Raw genomic sequence first — 20,498 nt, 5'->3', positions numbered from 1 at the left:
CCGATTCCGTCATGCGGAAAGCGACTTCTCACTTCGACTTACGGAATGGTCGTGTCCGCGCCAAGGAACCGTCAATGGGTGTGCGTCACCCTGTGGAACACGGGTGCAAGCGGCAGGCGGATCGGCTCAGTTGTCCGGGGAGCGCAGCACCCGGAGGTGGCCGCGGCGCGCGACCTCCATCGGGTCGGCCCGCCGGGCTCCGCCGGCCTCGGCGGCGCGCTCCTGCGGACGGGCCGCCTCACGCACGGCGTTGGCGAGCGCTTCCAGATCGTCCCCGCTGGGCCGGGCGGGCGCCGAGCCGTCGAGCAGCCGGACGACCTCCCAGCCGCGCGGGGCGGTGAGGCGCTCGGAGTGCTCGGCGCACAGGTCGTAGCAGTGGGGTTCGGCGTAGGTGGCGAGCGGGCCGAGGACCGCGGTCGAGTCGGCGTAGACGTACGTCAGCGTCGCGACGGCGGGACGGCCGCAAGCGGTGCGCGAACAGCGACGTACAGGGCTCACGACGTTGGACGGTACCGCACTCTTGAGCGGGCCGCGACGACTCTCCCCCAGGTCACTCCACCGTGTCGTGTTGTGAAACGCCCCACACGCCACTCCGATCACACCGCCATGACCTGCGTGGACATCCGGTTTCGAGGGGTCGAACGGGGCTGAGACCGGTCACCACTCATGACAAACCATGTCAATCACCTTGGGATCGCCGGTCTCGGAGAGATACGGAATCGAGCCCAACCTTGGCTGGAATGGTCAACTGCCGACATGCCGTACGAGGTGGCCGTACGTCGTTTCGGACCATGTCCGGGGTAGCGCGTGGGGGTCGGGCGCGCGAGTGCGGCGAGGATTACCCTGCACCAGTGATGGACAACCCCGTACCGCCCCGCGCCACCGGCCCCGGGCCCCGCCGCCGTGATCGCCACGGACGAGGCATGCGCGGCCCGATCGCCCCGCCGCAGGTGCCGCTCGCCGCAAGCCGGGCCGAGGCGTTCGCGGACCTGGTGCAGGACTCGGTGGAGCGCCTGGAGCGGCGCTGGCCGCAGCTCGCCGACATCGATTTCCTGGTCCTGGAGGTGCCCCGGCTGGACGGCCAGTCCTGGAACGACGAGGCGGTGCCGCTCGGCGGGTCCATTCCCGCGCGTGAGGGACGCCCCGCGCGCGTGGTCGTCTACCGGCGTCCGGTGGAGATCCGCACCAAGGGGCGCGACGAGCGGGCGGCGCTGGTGCACGAGGTCGTCGTGGAACAGGTGGCCGAGGTGCTGGGGCTCACTCCCGAGACGGTCGATCCGCGGTACGGCGAGGACTGAACCGCCCGCGGATCGCCCCGCGCTACTTCTGGAGCACCGACAGGTCCTCGTCCGCCTCCGGCACGGCCACCATGCCCCGGTCGTCCGGGAGGGTCTGGACGGTGAAGCCCGGGACGCCGTCCTCCGTCGCCGCCAGGGTGCGGGCCCCGTAGACCGGGCCTCCTGAGACGTGTTCCACCGTGAGGGCGTAGGTGCCCTTGAGCCCGGTCGGGGTCGGGGCCGCCACGTTCTGCGTGGTGCCCGCCTTGAGGGTGAACGTCTTCGAGACGGCCTCGCCGCCCTCGCTGCCCGCCGAGGCCGTGACCTTGACGGTGGCCCCGCGGGTGGGGGCGGTCAGGGAGAGTGTGGTGCCCTTGGCGCTGTTGTCGGCGACCGTCGCGCGCGTGCCGACGGGACGCGTGGCCGGGATGAAGGCCGTCTCCTGGTCGTCGCCCTTGCCGCGCACGACCCGCAGTGCGGCGACCACCGGCGCGGAGGTGCCGGTGGGGGTCAGGACCAGCGAACCGGCCTCCCCGCGCGTGACGTCACCGAGGTCGGCGGAGGTGGTCATGCCCGCCTTCACGTGCAGCGTCTCGTTCCCGGCGGGGGTGATCAGGCCGGACGGGGACGCCAGCTGCACCTTCAGGTCGGCGTCGGAGTCGCTGGGCGAGAACGCGACCAGGCGCACGGCGGTGGCGTCCTTCGGGATGCCGGGCAGCACCAGACTGCCGGACGGGTCGGTGGACGCGGCCAGCCAGTCGCCGCCGAGCTTGTCGTCCAGCGCCTGCACGGCGGCGCCCACGCGCCCGCTGCGGACGTTCACATGGACGGTGAGGTTCTCCTGCTTCTCCTCGGTGAGCGTGGACAGCAGGATCGGGTCGCTGGAGTGCGGCGCGACGGTGATGCCCTCCCCCAGCGTGGAGTCCAGGGCGCCGTCCTTGCCGTACAGCTCGATGTCGACGACCGCGGCGGAGTCGTCCGGGTTGGTCAGATGGACGTAGTCCGTGCGGTCGGCGGCCGTGCTCGCGCCCGGGAACCAGAACTCGGTGTCGGGGGCGGAGCAGTTGACGCCCTGCAGCCCGCGTCCGGAACCCGCCGCGACCTCGGTGGTCTCCTGCACGGTCCAGCCGGGCGCGAACCTGCCCTCGGAGGTGCCGACGAGAGCCGGTGCGTCACCGCCGGAGGTGTCACCGGTGGCGGGCTTGCCGGGCTCCTCGGGTTCGAGGACCGGCTTCGCGGCCTTCTTGCCCTTGGCCTTGCTGTCGCTCTTGCCCTTGCTCCCGGTCCTGCTCTTGCCGTCCGACTCCGCGGCGGCCGCCTGGAGTTCGGCCCCGCCCCCGCTGCCCGCGCCCTTGGTGACGGGCGTGAACGACGTGTACGACGTCTCCGCGATGTCCGAGGTGCTGGGCGAGGGGCACAGCAGGCTGGTGCGCTCCACCGGCAGCTCCGCGGCCGTGCCGGCCGTCCCGGCGCTGCCGGCGGCCTGAGGTGAGCTGAGCGTGGCGAACCCGGTGACGGCGGCGAGCGCGGCGGTGCCGGCGATGAGGGACACGGTGGTGCGGTTCACTGCTGGCTCCCGTCGGGGCGCTCAGTGCCGGTGGGGTCCGGGTGCTGCTGCGCCGGGTCGTACGCGGGGTCGTAGCCCTGGTCGTACTGCTGCTGCTCGTACTGGCCGCCGTACGTCTGGTCGTACGGCGGCTGCTGGTTCTGCCCGCCGTAGGCGTACGGGTCGTACTGGCCGCCCTGGTACGGGTCCGCCTGGTACGGCTGCTGGTCGTAGCCGCCTTGCGGGTACTGCTGGGCGTTCTGGTACTGGTCGCCGGTGTAGGCGCCGTACTCGGCGTTCGCGTAGTTCGGGGCGTCCCAGTCGGCGTAGGGCTGCTGCTGCGGGACCGCGGCGGGGGCCTCCTGCGGGGGAGCGGGGACGTCCTCGGGCGCGGCGGTTTCCTCGGCCTCGGCCTGGGCGCGCAGCCGGCGGGCGCGGCGGCCCTCGCCCGCCACCGGCTGGGCGGGGACGGCCGGCTCCTCGGGGAGGTCGTCGTCGACGTCGCGGCGGCGGCCGGGCAGGGCCATCACCACGAGGACGACGGCGAGGGAGCCCTGGATCCACAGCCAGAGGGTGTGGGTGAAGGGATCGTCGAAGGTGACGTCCAGCGTGCCGCCGGAGGCGGGCAGTTCGAAGCCCTGGGCCCAGCCGTCGACCGTGGTGCGGGTCAGCGGCTTGCCGTCCAGGGTGGCCGTCCAGCCCTCGTCCGCGGAGTCGGCGAGGCGCAGGATCCGGCCGTCGGCGCCGGACGGGATCGTGGTGTGGAGGTCGACGGGTCCGGCGGCCACCGGCTGGGCGGTGCCCGAACCGGACTTCGCGACGATCGTCGCGCGCGCGACCTCCTGGTCGACCCTCCACAGTCCGCTGCCGTCCTGCTGGCTGAGCCGGGTGAGGCCGGGAGTGGCGTCCAGCACGCGCGTGACCGCGCGGGGCGCGCCCTTGTGGACGAGGACGTACCGCACGGCGAAACCGCCGAGCTGGTTCGCCTGGTCGGCGCCGGACCCGGCGACGAGGTTGGCGACGACCTTGTCCAGCTTGGTGTTCTCCCCGTCGGCCGCGGCGAGTTCGGCGTCGCCGAGGCGGGCACCCGAGCCGCGCACCAGCATGTAGCCGACGTGGGCCGCGGAGTCGCTGTCGAGGACGAGGGTGCGGGCCTGGTCGCGGGTGCCGCTCTCCTCGGCGACGAACGCGGGCACCTGTACGGGGTCGCGGCGCTCCAGCGGGCCGTCGGCGCCGCCGATCATCCAGCCCGCGGCGACGAGCAGCGGGCCCGCAGCGGAGGCGAAGGCGATCAGCGCGGCGACCGGCTGACGCCAGCCGAAGCTCTGCTCGGCCACCCGCGCGCGTGCCCCGTCGGCGCCGAGCACGGCCGCGGCCAGCAGGGCGAGGCCGTAGACGAGGGTGGCGGGGCCCGCCCAGGTCGAGTCGTTGGACAGGACCGCGAAGACGAGGCCCACCAACGCCACCGCCCAGGCCGTCCAGATGCCGAACTGCCGCTCGGTGCGCAGCAGGGCGGCGAGCGCGGCGAGCACCACTCCGATGAGCATCAGCCCGTCGACGGTGCCGGGTCCGCCGGGGCTCGCGCCGAGCAGGTCGACGGCGGAGGCGGCCGAGGAGCCGTACTCCAGGCCCGCCTGCTCGAAGAACCCGAACGGGAGCAGCGTCAGTGACCAGGGCGCGAGGACCAGCAGGGGGGTGCCGAACTGGGCCAGGAAGCGCAGGCCGTAGGCGGTGATGTCGGTGCGGCGCACAGCCAGCAGACCGAGGCCGAGGATCAGCGTGATCGGCCAGATGATCGGCGTGAACGCGGTGGTGATCGTGAGCAGGAGGGCGAAGGCCCAGGTGGCGCGCCAACTGCCCCGCGCACCGGTGCTGTTCGTCAGACCGCCGGCCGCGACGCCCGCGCGGGCGAGGAGCGGCAGCAGGACGGCGAGCACGGCGGTGCCGACCCGGCCCCCGGCGAGGGCGCCGGTGGCGGCGGGCAGGAAGGCGTACACGACGGCCGCCCACGCGCGCAGCAGGCGGGACTCGACGAGCGGGCGGGAGGCGAAGTAGGCCGTGACGCCGGCCAGCGGCACCGAGCAGACCAGCAGGACCGTCAGGGCGAGACCGGTCGAGCCGAACAGCACGGAGGACAGCGCGGCGATGATCGCCAGGTAGGGGGGCGCTGACGGGGTGCCGCCGGCGCCGACCGCGTGCCACGCGTCCGCGTAGCGCGACCACAGCTCGCTCGCGTCGGCCGGGGCGGGCAGCAGGGCACCGCCCGCGAGGGCGCCGCCGCCCAGCAGGTTGCGGCAGGCGACCAGCGCGACCAGCAGCAGCGCGAGGAAGAGCACCGGTCCCGGCTTGCGGGCGATGCGCTTGAGACGGGCGAACTGCTCGATCTCCAGGAAGTCCGCGTCGTCGCCGCCGGGCCCGGACTCGATGCCGCCGCCATGGCGCCCCGCGGTGGAGGTTTCGGCGTCGGAGCCGCCGAAGAGATTGCCCGCGACCTGCTCCACGGTGGCCCGCACGGTCGCTCCGGGCGGCGGGAACAGTTGCCTGAGCTCGGCCTTGTCGACGACCGGAGCGCCGCGCCTGCTGCGCCCGGCGATGATCCGCTCGGGCCGCAGCAGGGTGCCGAGGAGACCGCGGATCTCGTCGAGGGCCTGTCCGGGGACCTTGCCCACGAGATAGGCGACGGTCCGCAGCAGGGTGCCGAGGACGAGGCGCACCAGCACCCAGGGCAGCGCGGCGGTACGCGCGTTGACGAGCAGGGTGTAGGCGGCGCCGGCCTTGTCGACCTTGTGCGGGGAGGCGGTGGTGCGGCCCGCGCAGTCGACGGCACGGCGCTCGCGCGAAGCGGCCTCGGCGTGGCGTACGACAGCTTCGGGGGCGATGAGGACGCGGTGGCCGGCGGCCTGGGCGCGCCAGCACAGGTCGACGTCGTCCCGCATGAGGGGCAGGTGCCGGTCGAAGCCGCCGAGCTGCTCGAAGAGGTCGCGGCGGATCAGCATGCCGGCGGTGGACACCGACAGCACGGACCGGACGTGGTCGTGCTGGCCCTGGTCCTGTTCGCGGCGGTCCAGACCCGTCCAGCGGCGGCCGGAGTTGGCGATGGAGACGCCGACCTCCAGGAGCTGCCGCTTGTCGTACCAGCCGCGGAGCTTGGGGCCCACGACGGCGACGTCGTCGCGGCCGAGCTCCAGTTCGTTCTCCACGACGCGCAGCAGCTGGGCCAGGGCGTCGGGCTCGGGGGCGCTGTCGTCGTGCAGCAGCCACAGCCACTGGACCGGTTCGCCGTGCGGCAGCTCCGGCAGGTCGTAGGCGTCGTCGCGCCAGGTGCGCGTGACCGGGTCCCAGCCGCTCGGTCGCTTCAGATAGGGCAGCTCGTCCGGGGTGAGGACCGGGGCGGTGCGGTTCGCCTCCTCGACGGCCTGGCCGAAGCCGGTGCGCCGGGCGAGGTGCAGGACCCGGTCGGCGCCGAGGACGTCGGTGACCAGCTGGGCGGAGTCGTCCGCGCTGCCGGTGTCGGCGGCGACGGCGAACTGCACGGGACGCTCCTGGCCGAGCAGCCCGGCGAGCGCGTCGGGCAGCCAGCGGGCGCCGTCGTGGGAGACGAGCACCGCGGTCACCACATGACGCGGGAACTCAGGAGTGGCAGCGTGGTCTTGGGCTGCCGTGTGGCTGTGCACGGACATCGAGGTACGGGCCCCGGTTCGGTGGACTGCGGTGGACGCCTGTGCCCTGAGGGGGCGGCGAGGCGTCTCGGACGAGCGCCCACACTATCGGCTGGGCAACACGGCGGCCCGCCGCCTGTGGACAACCAGGTGCGACGGGCCGTTCGGTTGCGTACGAAAAGTGCGGTGGAGCGTGCCTCGGGTCAGACGGCGGCCTTCTTCAGCCTGCGGCGTTCGCGTTCCGACAGGCCGCCCCAGATGCCGAAGCGCTCGTCGTTGGCGAGGGCGTATTCGAGGCACTCGGAGCGGACCTCGCAGGACAGGCAGACCTTCTTGGCCTCGCGGGTGGAGCCGCCCTTCTCGGGGAAGAAGGACTCGGGGTCGGTCTGGGCGCACAGCGCGCGCTCCTGCCAGCCGAGTTCCTCGTCCGCGTCGTCGACCAGCAGTTGCTGCACCAGCTCGGTCATGTGCGCCCCTCGTCTGTCTTCGCGTCCCCGTGTGACGGCCGTTACCGATTTCGGCTGAACGACACGAGTGAAATTACAAGTGTGCTGCTCCGGGCGAGTCAAGCCGAGATCTGCTATTGGGCCCCTTATTCACTCTGCGGAACCAAGGCCTTGCTGAAAGTGTTCAAATCGGCATAAACCTTGACAAGCAGACGAGACCCGAGAGGGCCGTCGAGCCGCGCCAGGCCTTTCGGGCCTGTACGGGGAAGGACGCCCGTCAGTTCGAACTCGTTCCGTACCGCGCGCGGAAGTCGCGGTGAACTCACGGCCCGTGCGCCCGGTTGTGCGCCATGTGTCCCGGTCGGCGCATGAACAAACCTTTCGCCACGGAGATGGACCGGATGAGGTGAAACATGTCCCACTTTCAGGGTGCCGAGTTGACAGTGAAGGTGTGAGCCGCTGTCCTTGTGGGCATGCTCGCGAACTTGGCACTCACCTCGACCCGCACGGCGGGGTCCCACGGTGCTGCCCGCGCTCGCTGTAGCTGTTGTTGCTGTTCCAGCTGTTGAGCCCAACGCGCTCCGGCTGCTCCTGAGTCCACCGTGACTCGGCTGCATGTGCCCCGCCCGCACCCGGGCATTCCTGTCTTCCCGTGATCCGGGCGGACGGTACGCGACACCCAGCCGCCCCCACTCTTCGCCGAGGACCCATCGCACCCCATGAACAGCGACAACGACCTCCAGATCGCCGGCGACCTCCTTGAGGTCCCGCACCTCCTCCAGGCCCCCCGCGAGCACCCGGCCACCGTCGCCGAGTTCGCCGGACTGGCCCGCTCCATCGCCGCCGACCGCTCGCAGTGGGAGCACCTCGTCCAGTACGACGCGACCAGCCGGTGGTACCACCGGCTGCGCACCGGGCCCGGCTACGAGGTGTGGCTGCTGTCCTGGGTCCCCGGCCAGGGCAGCGGGCTGCACGACCACGGCCGCTCCTCCGGGGTCCTCACAGTCCTCAAGGGCGCGCTGACCGAGCGGACCGAGCGGGGCACGCGCGCGCTGGGCGCGGGGTCGCAGCGGGTGTTCGCGCCGGGGTACGTCCACGAGGTCGTCAACGACGCGCTGGAGCCGGCGGTGAGCCTGCACGTGTACTACCCGGGCCTGACCGAGATGCCGATGCACACCGCCTGCACCGCTCCCGTGTCCCGCGACGAGGTCGACGCCGTGACCGCATGACCGGTTGTCGTACTCGCCTGCAAGACTGGCTTCCATGCGAATCGTGGTTCTGGCAGGCGGCATCGGCGGTGCCCGTTTCCTGCGTGGTCTGAAGCAGGCCGCGCCGGACGCGGACGTCACGGTCATCGGCAACACCGGGGACGACATCCACCTCTTCGGGCTGAAGGTCTGCCCGGACCTCGACACGGTGATGTACACGCTCGGCGGTGGCATCAACGAGGAGCAGGGCTGGGGGCGGGCCGAGGAGACCTTCCACCTCAAGGAGGAGCTCGCCGCGTACGGCGTCGGGCCCGAGTGGTTCGGGCTCGGGGACCGGGACTTCGCCACCCACATCGTGCGGACGCAGATGATCGGTGCCGGATATCCGCTGAGCGCGGTGACCGAGGCGCTGTGCGACCGGTGGAAGCCGGGGGTGCGGCTGATCCCGATGACCGACGACCGGGTCGAGACGCATGTCGCGGTCGAGATCGACGGTGAGCGCAAGGCCGTGCACTTCCAGGAGTACTGGGTGCGGCTGCGGGCGTCGGTGCCGGCCCACGCGGTCGTGCCGGTGGGCGCGGAGCAGGCCAAGCCGGCACCGGGGGTCCTGGAGGCGATCGCGGAGGCCGACGTGGTGCTGTTCCCGCCGTCCAACCCCGTCGTGTCCGTCGGCACCATCCTCGCCGTGCCGGGCATCCGTGAGGCGATCGCCGAGGCCGGGGTGCCGGTCGTGGGCCTGTCCCCCATCGTGGGGGACGCGCCCGTGCGCGGCATGGCCGACAAGGTCCTCGCGGCGGTCGGCGTCGAGTCCACGGCCGCGGCGGTCGCCGAGCACTACGGCTCGGGGCTGCTGGACGGCTGGCTCGTCGACACCGTGGACGCGGGCGTGGTCGAGCGGATCGAGTCGGCGGGCATCCGCTGCCGGGCCGTACCGCTGATGATGACCGACCTCGACGCGACCACGCGGATGGCCCGGGAGGCGCTCGACCTGGCGGAGGAGGTGCGCGCGGCTTGAGCGGGAAAACTGCCGAGGCCGACGGCTACCGGGTCTGGGCCGTCCCCGGCCTTCCCGAGGTGCAGCGCGGGGACGACCTGGCCAAGATGATCGCCGCCGCGGAGCCCGGGCTGGCCGACGGGGACGTGCTGCTGGTCACCTCGAAGATCGTGTCCAAGGCGGAGGGGCGGGTCGTCGAGGCGGGCGACCGGGAGGACGCGATCGACGCCGAGACCGTCCGCGTCGTGGCGCGGCGCGGGCCGCTGCGGATCGTCGAGAACCGGCAGGGGCTCGTGATGGCGGCCGCCGGGGTCGACGCCTCCAACACCCCTTCCGGGACCGTGCTGTTGCTGCCCGAGGACCCGGACGCGTCCGCGCGGGCGATCCGGGCCGGGCTGCGCGACGCGCTCGGGGTCGACGTCGGGGTCCTCGTCACCGACACCTTCGGACGGCCCTGGCGCGCCGGGCTCACCGATGTCGCGATCGGCGCCGCCGGGGTGCGGGTGCTGGACGATCTGCGGGGCGGGACGGACGCGTACGGCAATCCGCTGAGCGCGACCGTCGTGGCGACGGCCGACGAACTGGCCGCCGCCGGTGATCTCGTCAAGGGCAAGGCCGCCGGGCTGCCCGTCGCCGTCGTGCGCGGGCTGGCCCATGTCGTGGCCGGGGAGCACGCGGAGGGGGCGCGGGCCATGGTGCGCCCCGCGCGCGACGACATGTTCCGGCTCGGGACCTCGGAGGCCGTGCGGGAGGCGGTCACCCAGCGCCGTACCGTACGGGCCTTCACGGACGAGCCCGTCGACCCCGGGGCCGTCCGACGGGCCGTCGCCGCGGCCGTCACCGCGCCGGCGCCGCACCACACCACGCCCTGGCGGTTCGTGCTGCTGGAGTCCGAGAGCGCGCGCACCGGGCTCCTCGACGCCATGCGGGACGCCTGGATCGCCGATCTGCGGCGGGACGGCAAGTCCGAGGAGTCCATAGCCAAGCGGGTGCGGCGGGGCGATGTCCTGCGCAAGGCCCCGTATCTCGTCGTGCCCTGTCTGGTGATGGACGGGTCGCACACCTACGGCGATGCGCGACGGGACGCGGCCGAGCGGGAGATGTTCGTCGTCGCCACGGGGGCCGGGGTGCAGAACTTCCTCGTCGCGCTGGCCGGGGAGCGGCTGGGGTCGGCATGGGTGTCGTCCACGATGTTCTGCCGCGCTGTGGTGCGGGAGGTGCTGGGGCTGCCCGAGGACTGGGATCCGATGGGCGCCGTTGCCGTGGGGCATCCCGCGGAGGAACCCCGGCCCCGGCCGGAGCGGGACGCGGGGAGCTTCATCGAGGTGCGGTGACGTGCGCCGGTCTTGTCGAGGTGCGGTGGTGGGCCCCGGCTTGCGCCTAGTCTCGTAGGGCCCCACCGCTTCCTCTCGTACCCCAGGACTTCACTCGTGGCAGGACGCTTCACTTCGCGGCCCACGCGTACCACCGTGCGCGGCGGGGAGGTCGTCGTGCCCGCCGCCCGGCGGGAAGCGGTGCGGGTGCAGGCCCCGCTGGTGCGGAGGTGGACGCCGGGGTGGCCCGTCGATCTCGGGCTGGTGCTCGGGGCGCTGCGGCGGGGACCCGCGGATCCCACCTTCCGGGCGCTTCCGGACGGGTCCGTGTGGCGGGCCAGTCTCACGCCGGCCGGTCCGGGCACCCTGCGGGTGTGCGTGTACGGCGGTGAGGTGCGCGGCGAGGCGTGGGGGCCGGGCGGCGAGTGGCTGCTGTCGCGGTTGCCGGAGCTGCTCGGGGCCTCGGACGATCCCGCTGCCTTCGTGCCCCGGCACCGGGTCGTGGCGCATTCCTGGCATCGGCGGCCGGGGTTGCGGCTGACGCGGACCGGGCTGGTGCTGGAGTCGTTGATTCCGTCGGTGCTGGAGCAGAAGGTCACGACCGACGAGGCGTATCGGGCGTGGCGGTTGCTGGTGCGCAAGTTCGGGGAGCCGGCACCCGGGCCCGCGGCGGGCGGTCGCCTGTGGGTGATGCCGGCGCCCCGGACGTGGGCGCTGATCCCGTCGTGGGAGTGGCATCGGGCCGGGGTGGACAACAAGCGGGCCTCGACGATTCTGCGCTGTGTGCGGGTGGCCGCGCGGTTGGAGGAGGCGGTGGGGATGTCTCCGGCTGCCGCGCAGACCCGGCTGGAGGTGGTGCCCGGGGTGGGACCGTGGACCTCCGCCGAGGTGGTGCAGCGCAGTCACGGGGCGGCGGATGCGGTGACCGTGGGGGATCTGCATCTGCCGGGGATCGTGGGGTTCGCGCTCGCGGGGGACCGGGACGCGGACGACGCGGCGATGCTGTCGCTGCTGGAGCCGTATGCGGGGCAGCGGCATCGGGCGGCTCGGCTGATCCTGCTGAGCGGGCGTACGCCTCCCCGGCGGGCGCCGAAGATGACCCGGGGGGACATCGGGCGGTTGTGACCGGTGTGTGGGGCGCCGTTGGGTTTTTTCGCCCCCGCCGCCCCTACCCGTCCCGTCCTCCAGGGGCTGCCGCCCCTTCGACCCCGCTCCCAGGGGCTCCGCCCCCGGACCCCCGCTCCTCAAACGCCGGAGGGGCTGGATGGTGCGGAGCGGCGCTCCGCAAACGCCCGACACGCTGGATGGTGCGGACCGCCGCTTCCCAAACGCCCTACACGCTGGATCGTGCGGACCCCCGCTCCTCAAACGCCGGAGGGGCTGACTTCACTGGTCCGACGAGAAGCGGACCGCTCCCGCCGGGATCTTCGCGTCGCACCAGACGCGGGCGCCGTCCCTCAGTTCGTTGTCGGCGCCGATGATCGCGCCGTCGCCGATGACCGTGCCGGTGAGGACCGAGCGTTCGCCCACTCGGGCCCTGGTGCCGATCAGGGAGTCGGTGATGACGGCGCCCGGTTCGATCACCGCACCCGGGAGGATCGTCGAGCCGGAGACCCTGGCGCCCTCCGCGACGTACGCGCCCTCGCCGACCACCGTGCCGTCCGTCAGCTTGGCGTCGGGGGCGACACGGGCCGTGGGCAGGATCAGGCGGTCGCCGCAGCGGCCGGGGACCGCCGGGGAGGGGGCCCGGCCGAGGACCAGGTCCGCCGAGCCGCGCACGAAGGCGGCCGGGGTGCCGAGGTCCAGCCAGTACGTGGAGTCCACCATGCCCTGCAGGTGGGCCCCGGCCGACAGGAGTTCGGGGAAGGTCTCGCGTTCGACCGAGACCGGCCGGCCCTGCGGGATCGTGTCGATGACCGAGCGACGGAAGACGTACGCCCCCGCGTTGATCTGGTCGGTGACGATCTCCTCGGGGCTCTGGGGTTTCTCCAGGAAGGCGAGGACCCGGCCCGTCTCGTCGGTGGGGACGAGTCCGTAGGCCCGGGGGTCCGTGACCTTCGTGAGGTGGAGGGAGACGTCGGCGCCGGTGGTCTCGTGCGTGCGCACCAGCGCCCTGATGTCCAGGCCCGTCAGGATGTCCCCGTTGAAGATCAGCACCGGCTCGTCGGGGGCGGAGTGCAGCCGGGCGGCCACGTTGCGGATCGCGCCGCCCGTGCCGAGGGGCTCCTCCTCGGTGACGTACTCAAGGTGGAGGCCGAGGGAGGAGCCGTCACCGAAGTGCGGTTCGAAGACCTCGGCCAGATAGCTCGTGGCGAGGACGATGTGGTCGACGCCCGCCGCTCTCGCCCGGGCCAGCTGATGGGTGAGGAAGGGGACGCCGGCCGCGCGGACCATGGGCTTCGGGGTGTGGACCGTGAGGGGTCGCAGCCTCGTGCCCTTGCCGCCGACCAGGAGGATCGCTTCTGTCACCTGTCGTCTCCGCTTCCTGCCGGGACCGGCCGAACTGTCTTTCGACCGGCCAGTGTATGCAGACGGTTGTGCGGCGCCTCCGGGCGGCCGTACGGCATGCTCGCCTGCCCCCGACAGCGGTGAAACGGGTGGTACCAGGTGCTCTCCCGGTCGTCTCCTCGGTCCCAGCGACCGTCAACGACCTTGGAGACGGGCGGCTGTCGTGCGGGTGGATCCGAGCTTGCGATAGAGCTGCCATCCGGGGCACTCCGTGGCGAAGCCGTCCCGGTGACCGGAGATCACGTTCAGTCGTACCTTCTTACCCTTCGGATAGAGGTTGCCACCGCCCGACTTCAGATAGGTCTTGCCCTTGGGGTTGGCGCCGTGCAGGCCGAGCTTCCACGCGGCGAGCCGAGCGACGGCCTTCGTCACGGCGGCGGGCGGCTTCTTGGAGCCGAAGCTGCCGAGGACGGCGATCCCCATGCTGTTGGAGTTGAACCCGAGGGTGTGGGCGCCGAGGACCGGCTTCGCCACTCCGCCCGCCCGGCCCTCGTAGATGTTTCCGCACTTGTCGACGAGGAAGTTGTAGCCGATGTCCCGCCACCCCATGCTCTTGACGTGGTAGCGGTAGATACCGCGAATGAGCGAGGGCGCTTGCGTACAGCTGTATCCGTTGCCGGACGCCGTGTGGTGGACGAAGGCCGCCTTGACCTTCTTCGTGTAGACGAACTTCCGCTCGCGCAGTCCCTCGTCGGCGCCCCAGCCGTGCCGGGTGACGATGCGCGGGCGCGGCCCGATGTACGGCTTCACCCGCTGCTGCCCCGTCAACTCCCCGGCGCGCAGGGCGAACAGCTCCTGTTCGGTCTGCTGCCGGTCCAGCTCCGGGATCTCGGTGGCACCGGGGTCGGCGAGATCGGCGTTGGCGGCGGAGGCGTCCATCTCGGCGAGGACCTCGTCCGGCGGGGCGGTGGGCGCCGAGCGGGGTGCGACGGCGCGCCGGGGTGCGCCCGCCGCGCCCTCCTGCCCGGCGGGCGCCGGTGCGCTCTCCCCCGGGTCCACGAGTTCCAGACGCAGCCCCGTCGGAAGCGGAGCGGTCGTGGCCGCCGTACGGGAGCCGCGAGCCGTGTCCTCGGTCCTGTGGTCGGCCTCGGCGCGGACCCGTACCTCCACTCCGTCCGAGTCGCCCACCCACAGCGGTGCCGTCGCGCCGTGGACGCGGCCGGAGGCGCGCTCGGCCGTGCCGGGGTCGGCGGCGTCGTCGTTGTGGGTCTCCAGGTCCTGCCAGCCCGACCAGGTGTCGGTGCCGGACGCGCGGGTGCGGACCTGGACGCGGCCGTGCAGCACGGTGTCCGGGTCGTCCCAGATCACGCCCACGAGGGAGAAGTGCCGTACATCCCTGCGGGGCAGGCCCTGTTCGGCGACCGGGGCGAGGGTGCGGTCGCGGGAGGCGAGGGGCGCGAGGGGCAGCGACTGGGTGCCACCGAGGGCTTCCGCGCCCGTGACCGGTCTCACGGCCGCCGGGGACACCGGTCTCGCCGCCATGGCGGGCGAGGTGAGGGGCAGGGCGAGGGCGACCGCGCAGGTGACGCCGATCGAGGAAGCAAGAAGTCCACGCATGCTCATGATCCTGGACATAGTCATATAAATCTGTCCATCGGGGAACTGACGGACCGTCGGGTGCCGTTGCGCCGAACCGGTGGCCCCGTGCGGGGGTGTCCGGCCGGCTGCCCGCGTACGCTTTCGCGGATGAACGCCACCGATCGCACCCCTGCCGACCTGCTGCGTTCCGCGCTCGCCGCGGATCCCGGCCGCCCCCTGGTGACCTTCTACGACGACGCCACGGGCGAACGTGTCGAATTGTCCGTGGCCACCTTCGCCAATTGGGTGGCCAAGACCTCGAACCTGCTCCAGGGCGACCTCGCCGTGGCGCCCGGCGACCGGGTGGCGCTGCTGCTGCCCGCGCACTGGCAGACGGCCGTGTGGCTGCTGGCCTGCGCGTCGGTGGGGGCGGTCGCGGATCTCGGCGGGGATCCGGCCGCGGCCGACGTGGTGGTGAGCGGGCCGGACTCGCTGGAGGCGGCCCGGGCGTGTTCCGGGGAGCGGGTCGCGCTGGCACTGCGGCCGCTGGGCGGGCGGTTCCCGCAGACGCCGGAGGGGTTCGTCGACTACGCCGTGGAGGTGCCGGGGCAGGGCGACCGGTTCGTGCCCTTCGCTCCGGTGGATCCGGACGAGCCCGCGCTGGTCGTCGCCGGGCGGGAGTTCAGCGGGGCGGAGGTCGTCGAGCGGGCCCGGGCGGAGGGGACGGGCGACCGGGTGCTGTCCGCCCTGCCGTACGACACCTGGGACGGGGTGTGCGCCGGGTTGTTCGGGCCGCTCGCCACGGGAGGGTCCGTGGTGCTGTGCCGTCATGCGGAGCGACTGGGCGAGGAGGCGCTCGCCCAGCGGATCGAGAGCGAGCGGGTCACGGCCACCCGCCGGTGACCGGGCGGTTCCGGGCCGGGCGCGGGTTTCCCGGGTGGCCCGGGAGCCGGGAGCCGGGTGACGGGCCCCTGGAACCGGAGGGAGCCCCGGATCAAGGCGGCCGGAGTTCTGCCCCGCCCCGCCTTCTCGCTCCCTCGGCCCCCTCTCACCGCCTGCGCCGCCGCCCCGTCCCGTCCCGCCGTCGGCCGACTGTCGGCGGTGCCCGCGCTCGCACCCGTCACCCGGGCGGAGCAGTAGAGACCGGCCCCGGCGCCCCTTTCACGCCATCGTCGTAGGAGCAGACCGCACTCGTGCCCGTACGCCGTGAGGGGGCCCCGCCGTGACCGACAGCGCAGGCACCCTCGGGCCCGGCGCGGGGTCCTCCGCGAGCGGGAAAGGGCTCATACGGCGGCGCAGGCGGCGCCGGCTGGCCGGCGCCGGAGTCGGTGTCGGCGTGTTCGCCCTCGCCGCCGGCGGCGCGGGGTGGGCCGTCTACACCAAGCTCGACGGGAACATCACCGCGGACGACGCCGCCGCCGCGGAGCTCGCCCGGTACGAGAAGGAGCGCCCGACCTCGCTCGTCAAGGGCGCGCAGAACATCCTGCTGATCGGGTCCGACTCACGGTCGGGCGACGGCAACGCCCGGTACGGGCGGGACTCGGGGACCGAGCGGTCGGACACCACGATCCTGCTGCACCTGTCCGCCGGGCGGCGCACCGCGACGGCCGTGTCCCTGCCCCGGGACCTGATGGTGGACGTGCCGGCCTGTCTGGGGCGGGACGGGACCCGTGGCGAGCCCGTGTTCGCGATGTTCAACTCCGCCTTCCAGAAGGGCGGTTCCGCCTGCACCATCCGGACCGTCGAGAAACTCACGAACATTCGCGTGGATCACCACATGGTGGTCGACTTCCACGGGTTCAAGGACATGGTGGACGCCGTCGACGGGGTGGCGGTCTGCCTTGCCGAACCGATCGACGACAAGGCGGCCGAGCTGCGGCTCCCGGCGGGGCGGGTGACGCTGAACGGCGAGGAGGCGCTCGGCTACGTGCGGGCCCGCAAGTCCCTCGGCAACGGCAGCGACACCGACCGGATGGACCGCCAGCAGCGCTTTCTCGGGGCACTCGTCAACAAGGTGCAGAGCAATGACGTTCTGCTGAATCCGGTGAAGCTCTATCCCGTGCTGGACGCGGCGACTTCCTCGCTCACCACCGATCCCGCTCTGGCGAGCCTGCGCGGGCTGTACGAACTCGTGCGCGGCCTGCGGCACATCCCCACGGAGCGTGTGCAATTCCTTACCGTGCCGCGGGAGTCGTACGTCTACGACTCCAATCGTGATCAACTCGTCGAACCCGAGGCCCGGCGGCTTTTCGAACGGTTGCGCAAGGACGCGCCGGTGAAGGTGACGAAGAAAGCCCCGAAGGTTTCAGAACATTCTCACGACGAAGAACCCTATGAAGAAACTGAGAACGGCGGTGGAGTCCCCGCGTTCCGCGGCAACACGGCAGCCGAGGACACCTGCGGGTAAAGCATTCCCCAAGGCGGCGAAGCGGTGTCCGAGCAAATGGGCGGATTGCCCGGTTGTAGGGACGTGGAATTCGTCACCGCCGTAACCTGTCGGCGAATCGGACGGCTAGTGTGAGCGATCCGGTGCATCCGGCCGACGGAGGATTCAGCAACCGTGGACGCACAAGGCCGTGGGCGGGCGGGCGACATCGACCCCGCCGACCAGTGGGTACTCAACCCGCACACCGGTGAATACGAACTGCGACTGACCCCTTCCGCACCGCAGTCAGGTGTTCCCGGTCCCCGTAGATCCGTGCCGTCCCCGAGCGGGTCGGGCGCGCCCTCCGGTCGTACGGCCACGCCCGTGGCCCCCGGCCGTGGCGTCCCGCCGCCGCGCAGGCGCCGGGGCGCGCCGCCCGAGGAGCCGCTGCCGGGGCGGCGGGGACGCCGGCCCGTCAAGAAGAAGTCCTCGGCGAAGAAGGCGCTGCTGTGGACCGGCGGCACGATGGCCTTCGTGCTGGTCGCCGCCGCGGGCGGCGGGTACCTCTACATCCGCCATCTCAACGGGAACATCACCTCTGTCTCCGACGACGGCGCGAGCACCGGCGGCTTCCAGTCGGACAAGGCGATCAACATCCTGCTGATCGGCACCGACAAGCGCACCGGCGCGGGCAACGAGAGCTACGGCGACAAGGACAGCGTCGGGCACGCGGACACCACGATCCTGCTGCACGTCTCCAAGGACCGCACGAACGCGACCGCGCTCAGCATCCCGCGCGACCTGATCGTCGACGTCCCGGACTGCCCCACCACACAGGAGGACGGCAGCACCAAGGTGATCCCGGGCACGGACAACGTCCGCTTCAACACCAGCCTGGGCCAGGACGAACGCACCCCCAGTTGCACGGTACGGACCGTGACCGAGCTCACCGGCATCCAGGCCGACAACTTCATGGTGGCCGACTTCAACGCGGTCAAGACGCTGACCACCGCGGTCGGCGGGGTCGAGGTCTGCCTGGGCAAGGACATCGACGACGAGGACTCCAAGCTCAAGCTGTCGAAGGGCAGCCACGTCATCTCGGGCGAGCAGGCTTTGGCCTTCGTGCGCACCCGGCACTCGGTCGGCTTCGGCGGTGACCTGAGCCGGATCGGGCTCCAGCAGCAGTTCCTGAGCGCTCTGATGCGCAAGCTGAAGTCGAACGACACACTCACCAACCCGGCGAAGATGCTGAAGCTGGCCGAGGCGGGCACCAAGGCGCTGACCGTCGACTCGCAGCTGGACAGCATCGGCAAGCTGAAGGACCTCGGCCTGGAGCTGGGCAAGCTGAACGTGAAGAACCTGACGTTCACCACCGTGCCGGTCGTCGACAACCCCACGGAGAAGGTGAAGGCGACGGTCGTCCTCAACGACTCGACGGCTCCCACGGTCTTCGACATGATCAAGAACGACGTGTCGTTCACCGAGGTCAAGAAGAAGGCGAGCGCGTCCAAGAACGCCGAGGCGGCCGAGGCGGCGGCCCGGCTCAAGGGCACCAAGTCGGCCGCTTCCGAGGTGCGGGTGCGCATCCTCAACGGCGGTGCGGCGGCGGGCAGCGCGCAGGCCGAACTGGAGTACCTCCAGAACGAGGAGGGCGTACTGAAGTCGGAGAACGCCGGCAACGCGGACGTGTCGCTGGCGAAGACGACTCTGGAGTACTCCCCCGACCAGGCCGACCAGGCACGCAGGCTGGCCGCCGTCATGGGCCTGTCGGGTTCCGCGCTGAAGCCCGGCAAGAGCGTCACCAACTCCCAGGGCCTGCCCACGATGACCCTGACCCTGGGCAAGGACTTCAAGGGCGCCGGGGTGTCCTTCACCACGGCGACGAAGGCACCCGAGGGGGTGCAGCAGTCCACGGCCGACAAGGTCGAGTGCGCCAAGTGAGGTGACCTGAAGGGCCTGTCGTGCGTCTAACCAGTCGTACGGCAGGTCCTTCGGTTCGTCCGGCGTGAGGGTGGGGAGACAGGGGATGGCGCACAGCGGTGTGCACGAGGAGGGGGCGCGGCCGGTTTCCCGGCCCGCTCCAGGTCCGCGGGAGGCCGGCGGGGGCGGCGGCGGAGGGGACGGCGGCGGTCGGCACGGGCGGCGGCGCGGCATGCGCAAGCACCGGATGCTGCGCTGGTCGGCGACCACGCTCGCGGTGCTGATACTCGGCACGGCCGGCGCCGGATACCTCTACTACCAGCACCTCAACGGCAACATCCGCAAGGGCGAGCGCAGCAGCGGTGACTCCAAGGCGCGCAAGGCCGAGGCCAACGCGGCCGGGCAGACGCCGTTGAACATCCTGCTGATCGGCTCGGACAGCCGTAACTCCGACGAGAACGTGAAACTCGGCGGCAGCAGGGACAACCGCGGCAACCCGCCGCTGGGCGACGTGCAGATGCTCATCCACCTGTCCGCGGACCGCAAGAGCGCGGCGATGGTGAGCATTCCGCGGGACACCCGAGTCGACATCCCCAAGTGCACGGACCCGGACACCGGGAAGACGTACCCGGCGACCACCGACATCATCAACCTCTCCCTGGCCCGCGGCGGCGCCGGCTGCACGCTCGCCACCTGGCAGAACCTCACCGGTGTCTACATCGACCACTGGATGACGATCGACTTCTCGGGCGTGGTGCGGATGGCGGACGCCATCGGCGGTGTCTCCGTCTGCGTGCGGCAGAACGTGTGGGACCGCCCGACGGCCGCGGTGCCCGGCGGCTCCGGGCTGAAGATGACGAAGGGCACGCACAAGGTCCAGGGCAAGCAGGCCCTGCAGTGGCTGCGCACCCGGCACGCCTGGGGCAGCGACCTGATGCGGGCCAGGGCCCAGCACATGTACCTGAACTCGATGATCCGCACGCTGAAGGGGCAGAACGTCTTCACCGACACCCCGCGGCTGATGGACCTCGCCGAGGCGGCCACGAAGTCCCTCCAGGTGTCCGAGGAGATCGGCTCGGTCAAGCAGCTCTACGACCTGGGCACGCAGCTCAAGTCGGTGCCGACGGACCGCATCACCTCGGTGACGATGCCGAACGTCCCGGACCCGCGCAACAGCGACCACGTGGTGCCCGACGGCGCGAACGCCGACAGGCTGTGGGAGATGCTCCGCGACGACGTGCCCCTCGACAAGAACGGCAAGGGGTCCTCGGGCGGGACGAAGACCGCCCGGCCCACCAAAGAGCCCTCGGCGCCGGACGACGAGATCGGGGTCCTCGTGCAGAACGCGACGGCGACCTCCACGCTCGGCCCGGTGGGCGCACGCGCCGGCACGATCGCCGAGGAGCTCGTGCGGAAAGGTTTCTCGCGGGCGTCCAAGGACGCGACGGCGGGGCTCTCCGAGGACCGGACCGTCGTGCGCTACCCGAGCGCCGAGTTGGAGGGCGACGCCCAGCGCGTCGCCAAGTCCCTCAAGATTCCGCTGAGTTCGGTGAAGAAGTCGACGGACGTCTCCGGGGTGACCGTGGTCGTGGGCGCCGACTGGCGTACCGGGACGGCGTATCCGAAGCAGTCCGAGGCCAGGGCCGGCGAGGTGCCGGGCAACGCGGACGCCATCAACGGCTCGGACACCGGACAGTGCATGGACGTGTACTCGGTCTACCGCTGGTAGTCGAACAGGACGTGC

General features: G+C 72.0%; 15 protein-coding genes. 9 read left to right on the top strand and 6 right to left on the bottom strand.

Annotated features, from left to right (window positions below):
* Nucleotides 1–126: 126 nt before the first annotated feature.
* The gene (locus AQI94_RS38565; RefSeq protein ID WP_020120748.1) at nt 127–498 is read right to left on the bottom strand and encodes a DUF3499 domain-containing protein; all 372 of its coding nucleotides are present in this window, start codon (nt 496–498) and stop codon (nt 127–129) included.
* Nucleotides 499–854: 356 nt separating this feature from the next.
* Between AQI94_RS38565 and AQI94_RS38560 the strand changes: the two genes are divergently transcribed.
* Nucleotides 855–1,298, top strand: a complete 444-nt coding sequence (locus AQI94_RS38560; RefSeq protein WP_199814326.1) for a metallopeptidase family protein — start codon at nt 855–857, stop codon at nt 1,296–1,298.
* A 22-nt stretch (nt 1,299–1,320) separates the two neighbouring features.
* On the opposite strand, the gene AQI94_RS38555 is transcribed toward AQI94_RS38560, so the two are convergent.
* The 3 genes from AQI94_RS38555 to AQI94_RS38545 form a co-directional block, all read right to left on the bottom strand.
* A complete protein-coding gene (locus AQI94_RS38555) occupies nt 1,321–2,844 on the bottom strand; it encodes a DUF5719 family protein (protein WP_031045522.1) in 1,524 nt (507 codons plus the stop codon).
* Complete coding sequence (locus AQI94_RS38550) at nt 2,841–6,503, bottom strand: glycosyltransferase family 2 protein (RefSeq protein ID WP_107119442.1); 3,663 nt, start codon at nt 6,501–6,503, stop codon at nt 2,841–2,843. The genes AQI94_RS38555 and AQI94_RS38550 overlap by 4 nt, the downstream gene beginning before the upstream one ends.
* Nucleotides 6,504–6,685: 182 nt before the next feature.
* On the bottom strand, nt 6,686–6,949 hold the full coding sequence (locus AQI94_RS38545; protein WP_003990679.1) for a WhiB family transcriptional regulator: 264 nt from the start codon (nt 6,947–6,949) through the stop codon (nt 6,686–6,688).
* A gap of 698 nt (nt 6,950–7,647) precedes the next feature.
* Here AQI94_RS38545 and AQI94_RS38540 point away from each other — a divergent pair.
* The 4 genes from AQI94_RS38540 (at nt 7,648) to AQI94_RS38525 (ending at nt 11,568) form a co-directional block, all read left to right on the top strand.
* A complete protein-coding gene (locus tag AQI94_RS38540) occupies nt 7,648–8,157 on the top strand; it encodes a cysteine dioxygenase (protein ID WP_031049518.1) in 510 nt (169 codons plus the stop codon).
* Nucleotides 8,158–8,191: 34 nt separating this feature from the next.
* Entirely contained in the window at nt 8,192–9,151 is a 960-nt protein-coding gene (cofD, locus tag AQI94_RS38535) for a 2-phospho-L-lactate transferase (RefSeq protein WP_031049516.1), read from the top strand.
* Nucleotides 9,148–10,464, top strand: coding sequence for a coenzyme F420-0:L-glutamate ligase (locus AQI94_RS38530; protein WP_031049513.1), 1,317 nt, complete (start codon nt 9,148–9,150; stop codon nt 10,462–10,464). The genes cofD and AQI94_RS38530 overlap by 4 nt, the downstream gene beginning before the upstream one ends.
* 96 nt (nt 10,465–10,560) lie before the next feature.
* Nucleotides 10,561–11,568 carry a DNA-3-methyladenine glycosylase family protein gene (locus tag AQI94_RS38525; RefSeq protein WP_031049509.1) on the top strand — a complete coding sequence of 336 codons (1,008 nt, stop codon included), beginning with the start codon at nt 10,561–10,563 and terminating at the stop codon, nt 11,566–11,568.
* Nucleotides 11,569–11,829: 261 nt separating this feature from the next.
* Here the strand turns inward: AQI94_RS38525 and manB are convergent, their stop codons facing one another.
* Complete coding sequence (gene manB, locus AQI94_RS38520) at nt 11,830–12,912, bottom strand: mannose-1-phosphate guanylyltransferase (protein WP_031049507.1); 1,083 nt, start codon at nt 12,910–12,912, stop codon at nt 11,830–11,832.
* Nucleotides 12,913–13,086: 174 nt separating this feature from the next.
* Nucleotides 13,087–14,508, bottom strand: a complete 1,422-nt coding sequence (locus AQI94_RS38515) for an N-acetylmuramoyl-L-alanine amidase (protein WP_062230220.1) — start codon at nt 14,506–14,508, stop codon at nt 13,087–13,089.
* A 129-nt stretch (nt 14,509–14,637) separates the two neighbouring features.
* Between AQI94_RS38515 and AQI94_RS38510 the strand changes: the two genes are divergently transcribed.
* The 4 genes from AQI94_RS38510 to AQI94_RS38495 all read left to right on the top strand — a co-directional run bounded on the left by AQI94_RS38510 (nt 14,638) and on the right by AQI94_RS38495 (nt 20,483).
* The gene (locus tag AQI94_RS38510; RefSeq protein ID WP_031053206.1) at nt 14,638–15,372 is read left to right on the top strand and encodes a TIGR03089 family protein; all 735 of its coding nucleotides are present in this window, start codon (nt 14,638–14,640) and stop codon (nt 15,370–15,372) included.
* A 319-nt stretch (nt 15,373–15,691) separates the two neighbouring features.
* A complete protein-coding gene (locus AQI94_RS38505) occupies nt 15,692–16,876 on the top strand; it encodes an LCP family protein (protein WP_031053208.1) in 1,185 nt (394 codons plus the stop codon).
* A 153-nt stretch (nt 16,877–17,029) separates the two neighbouring features.
* The gene (locus AQI94_RS38500; RefSeq protein ID WP_062230217.1) at nt 17,030–18,775 is read left to right on the top strand and encodes an LCP family protein; all 1,746 of its coding nucleotides are present in this window, start codon (nt 17,030–17,032) and stop codon (nt 18,773–18,775) included.
* A gap of 85 nt (nt 18,776–18,860) precedes the next feature.
* Nucleotides 18,861–20,483, top strand: coding sequence for an LCP family protein (locus tag AQI94_RS38495; RefSeq protein WP_208611882.1), 1,623 nt, complete (start codon nt 18,861–18,863; stop codon nt 20,481–20,483).
* Nucleotides 20,484–20,498: the final 15 nt, after the last annotated feature.

The organism is Streptomyces pseudovenezuelae (assembly GCF_001513955.1).
In the GTDB taxonomy this organism is placed as follows: domain Bacteria; phylum Actinomycetota; class Actinomycetes; order Streptomycetales; family Streptomycetaceae; genus Streptomyces; species Streptomyces pseudovenezuelae.
Note: the sequence above shows the minus strand (reverse complement) of the source record. Positions and strands in the feature narration are given on the sequence as shown.